Origin of the sequence: Pseudomonas sp. NPDC099000, from assembly GCF_044759925.1 — a bacterium.
In the GTDB taxonomy this organism is placed as follows: Bacteria; Pseudomonadota; Gammaproteobacteria; order Pseudomonadales; family Pseudomonadaceae; genus Aquipseudomonas.
In genome coordinates, this window is the sequence record NZ_JBIWAF010000002.1 from 248073 (window position 1) to 264744 (window position 16672).

The 16672-nt window shown below is 57.9% G+C and carries 15 protein-coding genes; 3 read left to right on the forward strand and 12 right to left on the reverse strand.

Annotated elements, in window-relative coordinates; all coding sequences use genetic code 11:
* Positions 1–5: 5 nt before the first annotated feature.
* Both ACIQV9_RS03380 and ACIQV9_RS03385 read right to left on the reverse strand, forming a co-directional pair.
* Positions 6–3836, reverse strand: coding sequence for a hypothetical protein (locus ACIQV9_RS03380; RefSeq protein WP_403098122.1), 3831 nt, complete (start codon positions 3834–3836; stop codon positions 6–8).
* Positions 3837–3968: 132 nt separating this feature from the next.
* Positions 3969–5078 (reverse strand): PilT/PilU family type 4a pilus ATPase, encoded by a 1110-nt coding sequence (locus tag ACIQV9_RS03385; protein ID WP_403098124.1) that lies wholly within the window; start codon positions 5076–5078, stop codon positions 3969–3971.
* Between the two features lie 121 nt (positions 5079–5199).
* Between ACIQV9_RS03385 and ACIQV9_RS03390 the strand changes: the two genes are divergently transcribed.
* On the forward strand, positions 5200–7728 hold the full coding sequence (locus ACIQV9_RS03390; protein ID WP_403098126.1) for a PAS domain-containing protein: 2529 nt from the start codon (positions 5200–5202) through the stop codon (positions 7726–7728).
* 74 nt (positions 7729–7802) lie between these two features.
* Entirely contained in the window at positions 7803–8078 is a 276-nt protein-coding gene (locus ACIQV9_RS03395) for a peptidylprolyl isomerase (RefSeq protein WP_007898282.1), read from the forward strand.
* Between the two features lie 175 nt (positions 8079–8253).
* On the opposite strand, the gene ACIQV9_RS03400 is transcribed toward ACIQV9_RS03395, so the two are convergent.
* From ACIQV9_RS03400 to ACIQV9_RS03445, 10 genes are all read right to left on the reverse strand, one after another.
* Positions 8254–9189, reverse strand: a complete 936-nt coding sequence (locus ACIQV9_RS03400) for a sugar kinase (RefSeq protein WP_403098129.1) — start codon at positions 9187–9189, stop codon at positions 8254–8256.
* A gap of 88 nt (positions 9190–9277) precedes the next feature.
* Positions 9278–10495: an amino acid deaminase gene (locus tag ACIQV9_RS03405; RefSeq protein WP_403098131.1), complete on the reverse strand. Its 1218-nt coding sequence runs from the start codon at positions 10493–10495 to the stop codon at positions 9278–9280.
* 39 nt (positions 10496–10534) lie between these two features.
* Positions 10535–11299, reverse strand: a complete 765-nt coding sequence (locus ACIQV9_RS03410; RefSeq protein WP_403098133.1) for an IclR family transcriptional regulator — start codon at positions 11297–11299, stop codon at positions 10535–10537.
* A 147-nt stretch (positions 11300–11446) separates the two neighbouring features.
* Entirely contained in the window at positions 11447–11836 is a 390-nt protein-coding gene (locus ACIQV9_RS03415; protein WP_403098135.1) for a RidA family protein, read from the reverse strand.
* A 29-nt stretch (positions 11837–11865) separates the two neighbouring features.
* Entirely contained in the window at positions 11866–12657 is a 792-nt protein-coding gene (locus ACIQV9_RS03420) for an amino acid ABC transporter ATP-binding protein (RefSeq protein ID WP_403098137.1), read from the reverse strand.
* Positions 12654–13316, reverse strand: coding sequence for an amino acid ABC transporter permease (locus tag ACIQV9_RS03425; RefSeq protein WP_403098139.1), 663 nt, complete (start codon positions 13314–13316; stop codon positions 12654–12656). The genes ACIQV9_RS03420 and ACIQV9_RS03425 overlap by 4 nt, the downstream gene beginning before the upstream one ends.
* A 9-nt stretch (positions 13317–13325) precedes the next feature.
* The gene (locus ACIQV9_RS03430) at positions 13326–13988 is read right to left on the reverse strand and encodes an amino acid ABC transporter permease (protein WP_403098141.1); all 663 of its coding nucleotides are present in this window, start codon (positions 13986–13988) and stop codon (positions 13326–13328) included.
* 52 nt (positions 13989–14040) lie between these two features.
* Positions 14041–14889: a transporter substrate-binding domain-containing protein gene (locus ACIQV9_RS03435; RefSeq protein WP_403098143.1), complete on the reverse strand. Its 849-nt coding sequence runs from the start codon at positions 14887–14889 to the stop codon at positions 14041–14043.
* Between the two features lie 299 nt (positions 14890–15188).
* A complete protein-coding gene (locus ACIQV9_RS03440; protein ID WP_403098145.1) occupies positions 15189–15470 on the reverse strand; it encodes a type II toxin-antitoxin system RelE/ParE family toxin in 282 nt (93 codons plus the stop codon).
* Entirely contained in the window at positions 15467–15715 is a 249-nt protein-coding gene (locus tag ACIQV9_RS03445; RefSeq protein ID WP_403098589.1) for a type II toxin-antitoxin system Phd/YefM family antitoxin, read from the reverse strand. The genes ACIQV9_RS03440 and ACIQV9_RS03445 overlap by 4 nt, the downstream gene beginning before the upstream one ends.
* Positions 15716–16101: 386 nt before the next feature.
* Here ACIQV9_RS03445 and ACIQV9_RS03450 point away from each other — a divergent pair, with 386 nt between their 5' ends.
* Positions 16102–16545 (forward strand): thioredoxin family protein, encoded by a 444-nt coding sequence (locus ACIQV9_RS03450; protein WP_403098147.1) that lies wholly within the window; start codon positions 16102–16104, stop codon positions 16543–16545.
* The last annotated feature ends 127 nt before the right edge of the window (positions 16546–16672 follow it).

The following is a 16672-nucleotide window of genomic DNA, read 5'->3' on the forward strand; positions in this document are numbered from 1 at the left end:
CGGTTCTATTGAACGCTCGTGTCAGGGGCAGGCCTTTGCGCAGTAACGGGGTTGTTCAGCGTGATCAGCACCGAATCGACGATCGCGCTATCGGGGCTTGCTTCCAGTGTGTTCCGCAGGAGGGACAGGTTGCGGTCAAACCCGCTCTCGTCCGTGTACAACTGGCTCAGCAGCGAAGTGACCACCGCCAGTGAGTCGGCGTTTTCAAAGGTTTTGGAACTGGCGTGACGGGCATTGCCTTCATCTGTCACCGCAAGCAGCCCGGACGCCAGGTTCAGCAACGATGCCACGTCCAGTGACTGTCCACCGCCGACGTTGCCGGCGTCGCGGGCATAGGCAACATCACCGATCTGCGCAGGTCCGTGAAACAGCTCATGGATTAAGTCGTCTGCAACGACGTCATGGTTGAAACCCAGACCGATAAAGTGCCGGTTGAGATTGGGGGTATAGATTTCAATGAACTTCGCGTCGGATTGCCCGCCTGCACTTTTCCACTGTTGGTAAGCGCGCGTATCAAAAGCGGCTATGTGATGGGTTTCCTTGAGCGGATCGAGGAAAAAGTTGCTGATGGACACGCCCCCAAAATCGGCTCTGATCGCTCTCAGATAATTCACTAACCGACTGATTGCCTCGTTCGAGTCGCTTCCCATCAGGAGTCTGGCGACCAGATTGCGCTGTGCCTCAAAATCACGAAGGGTCAAGGCATTGATCGCGTTTTCGATTTTCGACCGGGCCCGCGGCAGGCTTTGCTCGATAAACTGCCGGGTATAACTGATGGGCAATGTCTTGGTGGAGCGCGGCCAGCGAACAGGGGCGACATAGGCAAAGTTGTTCAGTTTCGGTCCCCAGGCCTTGCCCAGACGGTCAAGGGCATACCATTGAAAGTTGTTGCGCGCCGCCACCACCGTGAGTTCCTCACCGATCGCACCACTGGGTCGCCAGGTACCCTGCCCGGTATGGACGTTATTGGCTGCGCGGACCAGGTCATAGGATTTATGGCTGCCATGGAGCCTGCCCAATTGGGACTTCGCCAGCCCGAGAAGCTCTTCAGCCTGTCGGCTAAAACGCAACGCGCCCTTGTGGATGAGCTTCCCTGCGCCATAAAACACCGTTGGCACATCATCCACGGGGTTGAAAAGGGAAACGGACGTCGCGAAGGCCAGCTTGGTCAGGCGGGCGGCTTTGGATGACATGGAGATTGCCTTCGACGAGATGCTCAGCGCTGCGGAGCCCGCCCCCACGAAGGCGCCTGCCACAGCAATAGCGTCCATGACACAACCATAGACCCCGTCGACTATCTGGTTGTATTCCCCGGAAGATAAATCCTCGATGCATTTCTTGAAGGGAACCGCCAGATTCACAAGGTAATCTGCAGTCTCTTCGCCCTTTTTGCGTTCGCTTTCAAGCGCTGTCGGCACGGTTGCCATTGATTCAATTTCGTCAAACGTTCGAAACGGATAATTGCTCACGACGAACTCGGCAATTCGTACAAGCTGCGGATTACCGAAATTTATGTAGGTACTCTGCTGTCGCGCCACCACAGACGCCGGCGCGGGGAGCTCACCGAGCTTTTCAATAATCGCCATGGAGCCAATGACGTGACTCTCAGCGAGAACCCCGTCAGTGTATTCAACAATAGAGAGCGGCAACAATTCGGGAAGCGCGGGTTGCAGGTGCGCATTCAGATTCCCGCTGAAGTCCATTCTGGCGGCGGCCTGCAACTTTCCAGTTGAGCTAATCAGCGCCCCGAGTGCGTTGTTTTTCCGTAGTTCACCGCGCAAGGTAAACAACTCGTAACACGCAACCGTGTTTCCGTGGGTAGCGCACAGGACAATGCCAAAGCGCCCCCTGGCCGCATCGTTATTGCGTTGGGTTTCGTAGGCAATAGAAACAGACACCGGCGATAACGAGGAATTCGAGATTGTCCTCGGCGCCGGGAAGCGGACGGTAAAAAAGCTGATCTTGCCTTTCAGAAAGGCTTCCAGATCATGGGGAAGCATGTGTGAAAGGGTCAACTTGACGTTGGTCGCCAGGGCGTTATTCAAATTGCCGTGATAATCCCGCAATTGGCGATGGTATTCGACATTATTGGGTGGCAGGCTCCGCAACCTTGGAAAGCGGCTATAAAGGCTCGTGACGGAGGGATCGTACTGAGCTGGTCTTTTGTAATTAGTTACACCGGCCAACAAATCAGGTGTTCTCGAAATAACTTCGTCAGGAAAGACCGCAGGAAAATCCCACTGCCCCCCCGCCAGATCCGCCGACATGTGCAAGCCGACCATGGACATGGGGTTGGGGGATGCATAAAGGCCGGGGTGTTGATAGAGCACTTTATCGTCGAGGAAATCACACTCCGGCACCGCTCCTCGCAACGCTTCGCGCGCGATGGTTTCGCGGTTGGGCATGGGGATGGAATAGATGCGCGCCAGATGGGTGAAGTTCTCCGCGTAGTCCTGGAACGCCGTGATTGCCCGCTCGGTGGTTTCCTTTGCCGCTTGAGTAAGCTCGCTTGCGCTGATAACGCCATTCATCAGCGCCCAGTCAACGATCGGATCGATCATGGCCAAATCCCGCAGTCGGGACAGCGGTTCGCTGACAGGCTCCAGTTCGACATACGCCATGATTTGCGCATACGTCAGCACACGCGACGCGCCCTTCCTGACCGCTTCCGCCAGGGCAACGCCATGGCAAAAGGTGACCCAAGCAACCGAGCCCATCGTCAGCGACGCTGGAACGCCTTTGACCAGAAATTCCGGCGCGATGTCCGCCAGCAGCAGATGACACGCCAGCGGAGCCGCGGCAGGATCAACCCAGCCTTTGGTATAGAGAAAGGCTTGCAGCTCCTCGCGCACCATGGCCGGCGACCGCTCAACGTTGCTCGGCGCATATAAAGCGAAACCGCCGAGACTCTTGCGGTCTTGGATGTCACCGAGAGACGGATAAAGATCCAGCAACAGGCTGGTTATCAGCAGTTGCTCGAGATCTTGTGCAGAAACGTCTTGCCCGGATTGCGCGCCGAACCAGTCCGACGCCTTCAGGAGTTCTCTGGCACAGGCCTGGGCCACCGGATGCTTGACCAGATGAACAATCCGTTCAGCGGCATTATCGTGCGTCGCAATGGCGCGCCCGGTTTCGCGGTACAACTTATCCAGCAGTCTGGTGTTCTTGGCGACACGTTGGGTGACCTGCCGAATGGCGGCGCGTTGCTCAGCCGACAAGACGGCTAACGACGGATCATCCGTAACAAGCTGCCCCCAATAGTTACCCAACTCATCAACATCAGGATCAAACTCGAAAAGCGCGATCAGGTTTTTTGTTTCGCTGGCATTCCTTGGAACCGTGAAGCCATGAAACCTCAGCCATTGGTCTACATCGACGAAGTCTTCGGTATAAATGTAACCACCGGCTTGTTTGGCAATATCACCTACCACCAACAGTTTTTGATAATAGTGAGACGCCTGGACGATATTTACGTCGACGACGTCCCACACTAACCGGTCTTTCCGGAATATCTCAAGTCCGCTGGTTTCGTTGATACGGGTTGCCGCCATATTCTCGGGTTGGTGGCGGCGGAGTTCATCCATCACGTCTGTGTAGTTGGCCAGGTTATTCCATGCCACGCGGCCGGGCATATGGACTTCATAAAGCGAAGACCCTTTGGCCAACTCAAACTCATAGCCTTGCCAATGGTAGGGCCCTTCGTCCTCTTGATCCTCGAAGACACTTTTCAACAAGCTCACTACCACTTGTCGTTCAGCAGCGTCGGCCTTTAACCACTGATGCTGAACTTCGGAAACTGCCCCGGACAATGGATAGGCCTTATACTTCAACTTCATACACATAAAACAACCTCATGAACCAACTTGACTGATTAATTATACAGACGCGAATCTTTACTCACCCCAGAATAACTAAACAGCAAAAATCCATAAGACAACATTTCAGAACCACTTACTTTACCAACCTGATCAATCCACCAGCCCCCAATCTCCATTGGGCACATTAACGGTAGAAGTGCCACCGCCATAAAGTTTTAGACGTAACTTCAGATTACTAAGCGAGTCCGCATGTTTTAGCGCCTCCTCCTCACTGATTACGCCTTCCACCACCAGTGCATACAGTGCGCCATCGAAGGTCTGCATCCCCAACGCTGCGGACTTTTCCATGATGTTCTTAAGTTCGTCCAGTTCATTACGCCTTATCAGGTCGCCGATGGTCGGCGTGCCCAACATTACTTCTACCGCCGCCCTGCGTTGACCGTCACGGGTACGCACCAATCGTTGAGACACGAATGCCTTGAGGTTGTTGCCCAGGTCATGCAGCAACTGAGTCCGCCGCTCTTCGGGAAAGAAATTGATGATGCGGTCCAGTGCCTGATTGGCGTTGTGCGCGTGCAATGTAGAGATGACCAGATGGCCTGTATCGGCAAACGCCAGCGCGTGCTCCATGGTTTCGCGGTCGCGGATTTCGCCGATCAAGACGACGTCCGGTGCCTGACGAAGGGTGTTTTTCAGGGCAGCATGAAAACTGCGAGTATCGACGCCGACCTCACGTTGGTTGATGATCGATTTTTTGTGCCGGTGAATGTACTCGATCGGGTCTTCGATGGTGACGATATGGCCACTGCTGTGACGGTTGCGGTAATCGATCAGCGCCGCCAGGGAGGTAGACTTGCCGCAATCGGTGGCACCGACGAACAGCATCAGGCCTTGCTTGAGCATCACGGTTTCGAGCAGCACCGCCGGGAGTTTTAGGTCCTCGAAGCGCGGGATATCGAGCTTGATGTTGCGTGCCACGATTGACACATCGTTACGTTGCTTGAAGATGTTGACCCGAAAGCGCCCGACCCCCGCCAGGGAGATCGCCAGGTTCATCTCCAGTTCCCGGTCGAACTCCAGCCGCTGTTCGGCGTCCATGATGGATTCGGCAATGGCCGCGACTTCCCCCGGTTTGAACGGTTGATCGGTCAGCGGTTTGAGCACGCCGTCGAACCGCGCACTGGGTGGCGCGCCGGTGGAGAGATAGAGATCGGATCCGTTCCGGTCAGCCAGTATCTGCAACAGTGCATCGATTTCCATGGCAAAAAGCACCCGCGAAGCATTCAATGAAAAAATAATGACCCATGGCGGGTCATCCAGCGTCTACCGCCCTGCAAGGATAGTAGACGCCGCCACACCGACTTAAGCGCAGGACAATTTGATGAACGCAGCACCGACGAGCAGCGATGCCCAGGCCTTGATCGCCAGACTGGACTGGACACGCACCCCGCTGGGCGCTGCCAGTACCTGGCCACAGAGCCTGCGCACCGCCGTGGACATCGTGATTCATTCACCGATGCCGATGCTGTTGCTGTGGGGGCCGCAACTCACGCAGATCTACAATGACGGCTTCGCCCTCCTCGCCGGCAGCCAGCATCCACACGCTTTCGGACAACCGACGCACCAGATCTGGCCAGAACTCCAGGACTTTACCGACCCCATTTACAGCGCCGTCCTACAGGGCCAAGTGCGAACCTACAGCGAACAACGCTTTACCTTGCAGCGTGGCGAGGGTGATTCCGACTTCTGGCTGGACCTGACCTACAGTCCGATCCGCGATGAAAACGCTCAGGTCGCCGGCATTCTGGTCACCGCCATCGAAACCAATGAACGCCGCCGTATCGCGCTGGAACTGGAACAGCGCTCGGCCGCCAGCCTCAAGGCCCAGCACGAAACCGAACAGCGTCTGCAACTGGCGCTGGCGGCCACCGACGCTGTCGGCACCTGGGATTGGGACATCGGCGAAGACCGCTTCATCGCCGATGCGCATTTCGCGCAATTGCACGGCATCGATCCGGCCTTGGCCAGTCAGCTGCCGATCAGCGAATACCTTCACGGCGTGCACCCGCAAGACCGTGGGACGATTACCCGCAGTATCAAACACTGCATCACGCACGGCACCGAGTACGCCGAGGAATATCGCTTGCTGCAACCCGACGGCCAGTTGCGCTGGGTGTTTGCTCGCGGTCGCTGCTACAAGGACCACCATGGCCGGCCGATCCGTTTCCTCGGCGCCGCACTGGACCTCACTGAGCGCAAACACACCGAGCAGGCCTTGCGCCAGAGCCAGACCGAGCTGCAACTGATCATCAACGCCATGCCGATCCTGATCAGTTATGTCGACCGCGAAGAGCGGTTTCGCCTGAACAACGCCGCTTACCTCGACTGGTACGGATTGACACCTCAGGAACTGTACGGCCGCACCATTCTTGAAGTGCTTGGCGAGGACGCCTATGCCCTGCGCGCCGAGCACATTGCCGAGGCGCTGAGCGGCAAGCCCTGCTGTTTCAGCATTGATGCCCCCCACCGTGATGGCAGCACCCGGCATGCGCTGATGAACTACCTGCCACGTCACGGCGCGGATGGTGCGGTGAATGGCTTCTACATCTTCGTGATCGACGAAACCGAGCGCAAACAGACCGAAGAAGCCCTGCGCAATCTCAATGAAACCCTTGAGGAACGGGTTGCCGCCCGCACCCAGCAACTGGCCGAAGCCAACCAGCGGCTGCAAAACGAGATGTTCGAGCGCGAGCGCGCGGAAGACGCCTTGCGCCATGCACAGAAAATGGAAGCGGTCGGGCAACTGACCGGCGGCATCGCCCACGACTTCAACAACATGTTGACCGGGATTATCGGCAGCCTCGACCTGATGCAGCGCTATATCGCTGACGGGCGCGCCGCCGAGATTGGCCGTTTCACCGAAGCGGCGGTGTCCTCGGCCAATCGTGCCGCCGCCCTGACCCATCGCCTGCTGGCGTTTTCCCGACGTCAGTCGCTGGACCGCAAACCGCTGAATGCCAATGACCTGGTGCACTCCCTGGAAGATTTGTTCAGCCGGACCAAGGGCGATCACATCGAGCTCAAACTGCTGTTGGCCGACGAGGTCTGGCCGGTGAGCACCGACGTCAGTCAACTGGAAAACGCTCTGCTCAACCTCGTCATCAACGCCCGGGACGCCATGCCCGATGGCGGCGATTTGCTGATCGAAACCGCCAACGTTTACCTCGACGGCAGCGATATCACCACGCTGGAATCGGTCAAGGCCGGGGATTACGTGATGATTGCCGTCAGCGATAACGGCAGCGGCATGACGCCCTCGGTGCTGGCCAAGGCCTTCGAGCCGTTCTTCACCACCAAACCGATTGGCCAGGGCACTGGCCTGGGCTTGTCGATGATTTATGGCTTCGCCCAGCAATCGGGCGGGCATGTCAGCCTGTTCAGTGTGCCGGGCAAGGGCACCAGTGTTCGTTTGTATTTGCCACGGCTGCCCGCAACGGAACCGGAATACGTTCTGCTGCCGTTGACGGGTGAGGCACCGGCGGCGATTGCCGGAGAAACCGTGGTGCTGGTGGAGGATGATCCGGCAGTACGGATGCTGGTGCTCGACCTGCTCAACGAGTTGGGTTATCACGCCCATGAAGCCGAGGATGCGAAGACCGCCCTGCCCTTGCTGGAGTCCGACCTGCGAGTCGATCTGTTGGTGACCGACGTGGGCCTGCCGGGGATGAACGGCCGACAACTGGCGGAAATTGCTCGTCAGCACCGCCCTGAACTCAAGGTGCTGTTCATGACCGGTTACGCGGAGAAAGCCGCCGAACGCCAGGGTTTCCTGGAAGAAGGCATGGACATGGTGGCCAAACCGTTTTCCATCGACCTGCTGGCTAACAAGATTCGCTCGATGATCGGCTAACCGGAGTGAGTTGAGGCATAATCGCGCGCCCCCGCTGACACCAACATAGCCACCACCGTTGCAAGGTATGCCTCATGAAAGCTCAAGCCCGTCATATTTTGGTGAAAACCTCGGAAGAAGCCGAGCAGCTCAAACAACGCATCGCCAAGGGCGAAGCCTTTGATGTGCTGGCCAAGAAATACTCCACCTGCCCGTCCGGCAAACGCGGCGGCGACCTGGGTGAAGTGCGGCCCGGGCAAATGGTCGGGGTCATCGATGCGGTGATCTTCAAAAAACCGCTGCGGGTGGTGCATGGGCCGATCAAGAGCAAGTTCGGGTATCACCTGGTGCAGGTGTTTTACCGGGATTGATTAGGTTGGCTTGAGGGCCCGAGTGGTAAAGGGATTTATCTGTGGCGAGGGGATTATCTGTGGCGAGGGGATTTATCCCCGTTGGGTCGCGCAGCGGCCCTAAAAATGGGACTGCTGCGCAGTCCAACGGGGATAAATCCCCTCGCCACAGAATCCCCTCACCATAGAGATTGCGTCATGTTTTGGGAATCAGTGCTCCGGGCACTTGAATCACCCGACTCGCCAACCGATGCCCCGCCTCAGCCGCTTCAACCGCACTCCCGCCCTTGAGCCGACTGGCCAGATACGCCGCGCTAAACGAATCCCCCGCCGCCGTGGTGTCCACCACCCGCTCGACCTTCTGCGCCGGCACCTCGAACGACTCACCATCACAGCGAATCAAACACGCCTCGGCGCCACGCTTGAGCACCACTTCGGGGGTGCCAATCTGCTCATAAGCGGCAAACACCGCTTCGCAATCGGAAAAATGAAACAACGCCTGCTCGTCATCGACGGTCAACAACGCCAGATCGACATAGGGCAAGACGCTGCGATAAGCCGCCCGCGCCTCTTCGACTGAGGCCCACAAGCGTGGGCGGTAGTTGTTGTCGAACACAATCCGCGCATCCCGCTGGCGGGCTTCGATCAGGGTTTCCAGCAACTTCTCCCGACCTTGCGCGCCGAGCACCGCCAGGGTGATGCCGCTGAAATACAGCACGTCGTAATCCGGCAGCGCGGCCAGGATCGGCGCGGCGGCCGGGGTGGTGAAGCAGTCGCGCACGGCCGCTTCGTTGCGCCAATAGAGGAAACGTCGCTCGCCCGCCGCATCAGTCTGGATGCAGTACAAACCGGGCAGTCGACCGGGCAGGCGCTGGACCATGCCCAGGCCAATGTTTTCGTCGGCCCAGGTCTGGCACATGGCATCGCTGAAACTGTCGTCGCCCAGCGCGGTGACGTAATCGACGACGCCGCTCGTGCCCAGTTCCCGGGACAGGTAGACTGCGGTGTTCAACGTATCGCCGCCGAAGCTTTGTTGCAGCGTGCCGTCGGCGCGTTGTTGCAATTCGATCATGCACTCGCCGATCAGGGCGATGCGCGGGGTGTTGGGGCCGAGGGTGTTGATGGTGTTCATTGCTCTTCTAGCTCTCTGATGATTCTGTGTCGTCTGACCCGCCGCCATCGCGGGCAAGCCCGCGATAGCCGCGCCTCGGTCTCAAGCCTTAGAAACAGGTTTCCATAGTCTCGATGACGTTCAGTTGCTCATCCACCAGACACCCCGTGCGCCACTTGTCAAACGTCAGGCACGGGTGCGACGTACCGAACGAAATGATGTCACCCACGCGCAACTCAACCCCCGGTGCCACGGTCATGAACGCGTGCTGGTCCATCACCGCCGTCACTTTGCAGGCGCTGACATCGTCGCCGTTCGCCGGCACCACGCCCGCCTTGTAACGCAGCAGCGGCACCGGCAAACCGGCGTCGTAGGCCACGTCGCGCTTACCCAGGGCGATCACCGCGAAACCCGGCTCCGGCAACGACTGCACATGTGCCCAGACTTCCAGTGCCGGGCGCAGGCCTTCATGCAGATCGCTGCGGCGGTCGAGCACGCAGCATTGCGCTTCCTTGTAGATGCCATGGTCGTGAGCCACGTAGCTGCCGGGACGCAGCACGCTGAGGAAACGTCCACCGGCGTTCTGCTCTTCGAAGGATTCGGCGATCAAGTCGTACCAGGCCGAACCCGACGCGGTAATGATCGGCTTGGGAATCGCAAAGGCCCCGCTGTCCTGCAACTGGACAGCCAGGCGCACCAGGGAGGCAGCGAATTCACGAATACCCGTTACCGCATGATCACCGTGGATCACGCCTTCGTAGCCTTCGATGCCGGTCAGCGCCAGCGCCGGTTGGGCGTTGATGGCTTTGGCTAGCGCGATTACTTCCTCTTCAGTGCGGCAACCGCAACGACCGCCGACCACGCCGTACTCGATCATCACGTTCAGGCGTACACCGCGCGAGGCGAAATACGCGCCCAGGTCAGCGACGTTATCCGGGTGATCGACCATGCAATGGAAGTCGAACGTCGGGTCCGCCAGCAAATCGGCGATCAGCGCCATGTTCGGCGTACCGACCAATTGGTTGGCCATCAGCACCCGACGCACGCCATGGGCGTAGGCCGCGCGGGTTTGCGTGGCGCTGGCCAGGGTGATGCCCCAGGCGCCGGCATCCAGTTGGCGACGGAACAGCGCAGGCGTCATGCTGGTTTTGCCGTGGGGCGCGAGTTCGGCGCCGCTGTTACTGACAAACGTCTGCATCCAGCGAATGTTGTGCTCCAGCGCTTCGCGGTGCAGCACCAGCGCAGGCAGGCTGACGTCACGGACCAGGTTGGCGCCGGTCTGGGCAAAGCCCTTTTCCACGGCGGCAGTGTTTTGGGCAGAAGACATGGTCGAACTCCTCACATTCGCGGCTGCAGGCAGCCGCTGTTATTCGTTGATACGCCGGGCCAGGCTATTGGCGCTGTCGATCAGCACTCGGCGATAGTCGTTGTAATTGTTCTTGGCGTCGTCCCGTGGGGCGACGATGCACAGGGTCGCAATGGCCACGCCGCTCGGGTCTTTGACCGGGGCGGCGAAGCAATGGGTGAAGGTGTCGGCGACGCTGTCGAAAGAGAAAAAACCATCGATGCCGGCCTGACGGATTTCCTTGAGGAACTGCTCCAGCGGCAGGCGTTCGCCGTCGGGCATGATGAAGTCGTCGTGGTCGATCAGGTCGACGATCTCCTGATCGCTCAAGTGCGCCAGCAGCAGGCGCCCGGACGCGGTCCAGGGGATCGGTGCGTTCTCGCCGATGTCCGAGGAAATGCGGAAATGCCGCTCGCCCTCTTTCATCAACGCCACGGTGTATTTGCGCCCGTTGAGCAGGCACATCTGCGCGGTTTCATGGGTCTGGCTGACGATTTCCTGCAAGGCGTGATCGGCCTCGCGTGTCAGGTCGAAATGACGCAAATGCGCTTGCCCGAGGAAGTACAGCTGACGGCCGAGGTAGACGTGACCGTCCTTGCCCACGGGCTCGAGAATGCGTCGTTCCAGCAGGGAAGCGACCAGTTCGTAGATCGTCGATTTCGGGCTGTCGATGCCGCTGGCGATTTCATTCGGGCGCAGCGGTTTGCCGACTTCCTTGAGGAAATCGAGGATATCGAACGCCCGGTCCAGACCGCGAGCCCGGCGCTTGATGGTGTCTTCGGTCATGTCAGTGGTTCCCATACAAAGTGCCGGGAGTTTAACCAGAGTGTGGTGGTGACTGTTAGGGCGCCTTCGCGGGCAAGCCTCGCTCCTACAGGTGAATGCGGTCTCATGTAGGAGCGAGGCTTGCCCGCGAAGAAGTCACCGCAAATCTCAGGCCTTTTTCTTGTACGCGATGCAGTCAATCTCGACCTTGCAGTCGACCATCATGTTCGCCTGCACACAGGCCCGGGCCGGTGCGTGTTCGCTTTTGAAGTACTCGGAAAACACCTTGTTGAAACTCCAGAAATCCCGCGGGTCTTCCAGCCACACGCCGGCACGCACCACATCTTCAAGGCCATAACCGGCTTCTTCGAGGATGGCGATCAGGTTCTTCATGGTCTGGTGAGTCTGCTCGACGATGCCACCCACAATGATTTCGCCATCCAGCGCCGGCACCTGGCCGGACACATGCAGCCAGCCATCGGCTTCAACGGCGCGGGCGAAAGGACGGGGCTGGCCGCCACCGGCGGTGCTGCCGGTGCCGTAACGAGTAATGCTCATGAGTGTTTCTCCTGATTGAAAAGGGATGTTTAAAACCGCGTGTTCTTGAGAAATTCAGCCAGACGCGGCGATTGCGGGCGTTCGAACAGTTCCTTGGGAGGCCCCTGCTCTTCGATCCGCCCCTGGTTCATGAAAACGATCTTGTCCGAAACTTCGAAGGCAAAACGCATCTCGTGGGTGACCAGCAACATGGTCATGCCTTCGTCGGCCAGACCCTTGATCACGTTCAGCACTTCACCGACCAGTTCCGGGTCGAGGGCCGAGGTCACTTCGTCGAACAGCATCAGGCTCGGGTTCATCGCAATCGCCCGGGCAATCGCCACACGCTGTTGCTGACCGCCGGACAACTGGCCGGGATAGTGATCACGGCGTTCCAGCAGACCAACCCGCTCCAGCCATTTCTCCGCCAGCGCCACGGCTTCGTCCTTGTGCAGTTTTTTCACCTTGAGCAAGCCAAGGGTGACGTTCTGCAACGCGGTCAGGTGCGGGAACAGGTTGAACTGCTGGAACGCCATGCCGGTCATTGCCCGATGCCGAGCGATGACTTTTTCCGCGTGACGCACGCGCTTGCCGTTGACCTCGTCATAACCGATGGACTCGCCATCGAGCACGATCTGCCCGCCCTGGAACTCTTCGAGCATGTTCACGCAACGCAACAGTGTGGTCTTGCCCGAACCGCTGGAGCCGATCAGCGTGACCACGTTGCCACGCTGCATGGTCAAGTCGACGCCCTTGAGCACTTCAAGCTTGCCGTACTGTTTGTGCAGGCCACGAATGTCCAGCAGGGCCTGGTTTTGTGTCGAAACTTGAGGTTGAGTCATGGCAAGGCCACCCGCTTTTCAATGTGCCGGCCGAGTAATTCGATGGCGTAGTTGATGACAAAAAACAGAAATCCGGCGAACAGGTAAAACTCCAGCGTCATGAAGGTACGGGCGATGATCTGCTGGGTGCTGAGCAGCAATTCCGCCACACCGATGACCGACAGCAAGGTCGAGGCCTTGACGATTTCCGTGGAGGAGTTGACCCAGGTCGGCAGGATCTGCCGCAACGCCTGGGGCAACAACACGTAACCGAGGGATTGATAAAACGTCAGGCCGATGGCCTTGCTTGCTTCCATCTGGCCACTGGGCAACGCTTGCAAAGCGCCGCGCACAATCTCCGCCACGTGGGAGCCGCAAAACAGCGTCAGCCCCAAGGCGCCGGCCTGAAACGCACTGATCTGCCAGCCCAATGCGGGCGCCATGTAAAAGCAGGCCAGCACCAGCACAAACACCGGCGTGCCGCGAATAATGTCCACATAAAACCGGAACGGCGCGCGCATCCAGAACTTGCCGTAGGTCAGCACCAGGCCGGTGACAATGCCGACCAGCGTGCCCAGCAAAATCGCCAGGGCCGAGACCTGCACACTGGTCAAAAAGCCTTGCCACAACACTTCGCGGGCAACCCATAACTCATGCAACCAACTGGGTGATTCGTACATGGGGGCCTCCTATCGGCGGATTGCCAGACGCTGCTCGAGGTAACGCAGCATCAAGGCAATGAGGTAACAGGCCGCAACATAGAGCGCTGTGGTCACCAGCCAGGTTTCGATCACCCGGTAGCTCTCGACATTGATCTTGCGCGCGTAATAGGTCAGCTCCGGCACCGCAATCGCGGCGGCCAGCGAGGTGTCCTTGAACAGCGAAATGAAGTTGTTCGACAAGGCCGGCAGCACATTGCGCAACATCACCGGCACGGTGACGTAGGCCTTGACCTGCCACTCGCCGAGACCGATGGCCAAACCGGCTTCACGCTGCCCCTTGGGAATGCTCAACAACCCGCCGCGGAACACTTCAGTCAGGTACGCCCCGGCATAGAGCGACAGGGTGATGATGAACGACGGGATCTTGTCCAGACGGATCCCCAGGCTCGGCAAGGCGAAGTAGATCAACAGTATCAACACCAGAATCGGCGTATTGCGGATCACCGTCACATACACCGACGCCAGCACCCGCAACGCGCGGTGCTTTGACAGCAAAGCAAACGCCATCATCAGGCCGATCACGCAACCGATGGCGATCGACACCAGCGCCAGCTCAAGGCCCAGACCGAGCCCCGCCAGCAAGGTGTCGAAGTCGCGCCACACGGCGGCAAAATTCAACTGATAGTTCATGGTAAGCAATACCTTGAACGGGGCGCGTCATCGGCGCCCCGCTCTCACGGGATCATTTGAATTCGACAGGGAAACCGATGGCTGGCGACGGCAGGTCGACACCAAACCACTGCTTGAACGACGCCGCGTAAGTCGGGAACTCAACGCCGGTCATGGCTTCATGCAGGGTGGTGTTGACGAAGTTCAGCCAGTCCTGATCGCCGCGTTTGACCGCGCAGGCGTAAGTCTGCGGGCTCCAGGCGTAGGCCGGGCTGCGATAGCGGCCAGGGTTCTGCACCATCAGGTATTTCACCGATGATTGATCGGTTGCGGCGGCGTCGGCACGGCCGGAGTTCACGGCCTGATACATCAGGTCCACGCTGTCGTACTGATCGACCTTGGCTTTAGGCAGTGCCTGATGCACCAGTTCTTCGGCGTACACGTTCTGCAGCACCGCCACGGTGACGCTGTCGTTCGCCGCTTTGAGGTCTTCGATTTCCTTGTACTTGCTGTTGGCCGGCAGCAGCAGGCCGACGCCTTCGCGGTAGTACGGCAGGGTGAACGCCACTTGCTGGGCACGGCTGGCGGTCACGGTGATGAACTGGCAACTGATGTCGACCTTGTCCGTCAGCAGGTTGGGAATCCGCGCATCGGACGACTGCACGACGAACTCGACCTTGGTCGGGTCGTTGAACAAGCCCTTGGCGATCATGCGCCCGATATCGATATCAAATCCTTGCAACTTGCCATCCGCTCCCTGGAAGTGCCACGGCGCATTGGTACTGCCCGTGCCCACAATCAGTTTGCCGCGGGCCAGCACGCTATCGAGCTTGCTGTCCGCCGCCTGGGCCACACCCATGGCAGCAGCCGAAGCGGCGACAAGAAAAATACACGCTTTAAACAAGGAAGGTCGGCGATGCATGGCAAGCACTCCAGGGTGATGTTTATTCCGCTATAACGGACATTGGTATGTAACAACGGAATAGACAGCAGAAAGTGTGCCACAGGTTGTGGGGGGTGTGGTGGAGAGATTGAAAAGTGTTTTGAATCAGATGGATGGACGAAAATGAAAAACGGGCGATACCAAATGCACGAGTGAACGAACGCTACCGTTGGCTACAACGTGCGGGTAGGTGGTTCACAATTGGGGCGTTTGACGGGTGAACTCGGTGCGGTGTGCCATTAAAAACGGTACTGAGCAAATGGGTTTAGCCAGAGCGTTCAGCGAGTGGCTGCGTCTTTGTAAACTTCACCCCGCTCTCTTTTCCCCACCGCTATCACCGTCACTACCAACACCTCATCTTTAACGCGGTATACCAATCGATACCCGGCACTTGTCAGCTTGATTTTGTAAGCGTTTCCAAGCCCTTTGAGACGGTCTGCGGGAACGTGTGGGTTTAAAAGGCGCTTTTGAAGCTTCTTTTTGAACTGATCCTTCAGATTTACGCCAAGCTTTTTCCATTCCTTCCAGGCTTTTTCAGAAAACTCCAGCTCATAGGTCATAGGTCATCAATCGAAACCTTAATGGTCGGGTCATTTTCCCGTTCTTTACAAAGAGCAAGCAGTTCCAGATCCTCTAGACGATTCATCAGAGCTTCGTATTCTCTGGCAGGAACACAATAAAAAGCCGGTTCGTTGCGGTTAAGAATTGCGACAGACAGTCCACCGCCAGCAGCGACTGTGCCCATCGGGTTTTTTTTCAGCTCAGAGATGCTGGCCACCACCTGCGAAAGCACGATATGTGTCATCAAGTTATTCCTTAGGGTGCTTTTAGAAGTGCTCAAAATAGCACTCCAAAGCATCTCCGCCTCTATTCTTTTGGCATAAAGATGGCGTCCACCACATGTCTTCTGTTGCCTATCAATTCGAGGATTTATCTTGCATTCCAGATTCTCACTCATTGTTTTAGCAACCCTTTCCCAGTCCATGACCGCCTTCATTGACGGAAGGAAAAAAGTATCACGTTACGTACTTCTGGCTTTCCGTGATTGCTGTCGGTCTGATCCTACAGCCCGGTAAGTCGATTCCTGAAAACCGTAGGAAAATCCACCTGTAATTTCTGACAGTAGACCCACCGCCTCCGCTCCTTTACCGTCGACAGACTCTTATCGCAAAGTGAAAAAAGGAGGTTTCTATGCGCTCCGCAACCGGCCAAAACACACTAGCCCCGGTCTATCGCAAGGCGCTGAAAACCTGGCGCCCAGTGATTTTGTACTTCGGCAGCCAGCACTGTCCGGCCTGCGAAATGGCCGGGCCGATCTTTCGTCAGATTGCCGAGACTTATCGGCATCACGCGCACATCTACATGCTGGACACGGCTCAATCGCCTCGACACCCAAATGTTACCGGGACACCGACTGTGTTGTTTTACAAGGAGGGGAAACTGCAGAAGAAGCTCAAGGGGATTGGGACTGAGGAAACGTTAAAGGAGGATTTCGCCAGGCACATTGGCAAGGTGAAACCGGCAAGGGTGAAGCGTAAGCCGACACACAATCTTGCCTGGCTGCGACAGACCTTCCGCCGGCTGTGCACTGTGCCTCGCTCCACTCGACGGTTGAATCGGCGGGTTTGTTGGTAACCCGTGGCATTTGTTGTGTTTGATAGATTGCTTTCGCGAGCAAGCCCGCTCCCACAGGGATCTTGTGAACACTGACGATCCAATGTGCGAGTCTGCTCCGGGCGGCGTTCCGACGAAGCTTTTGCCC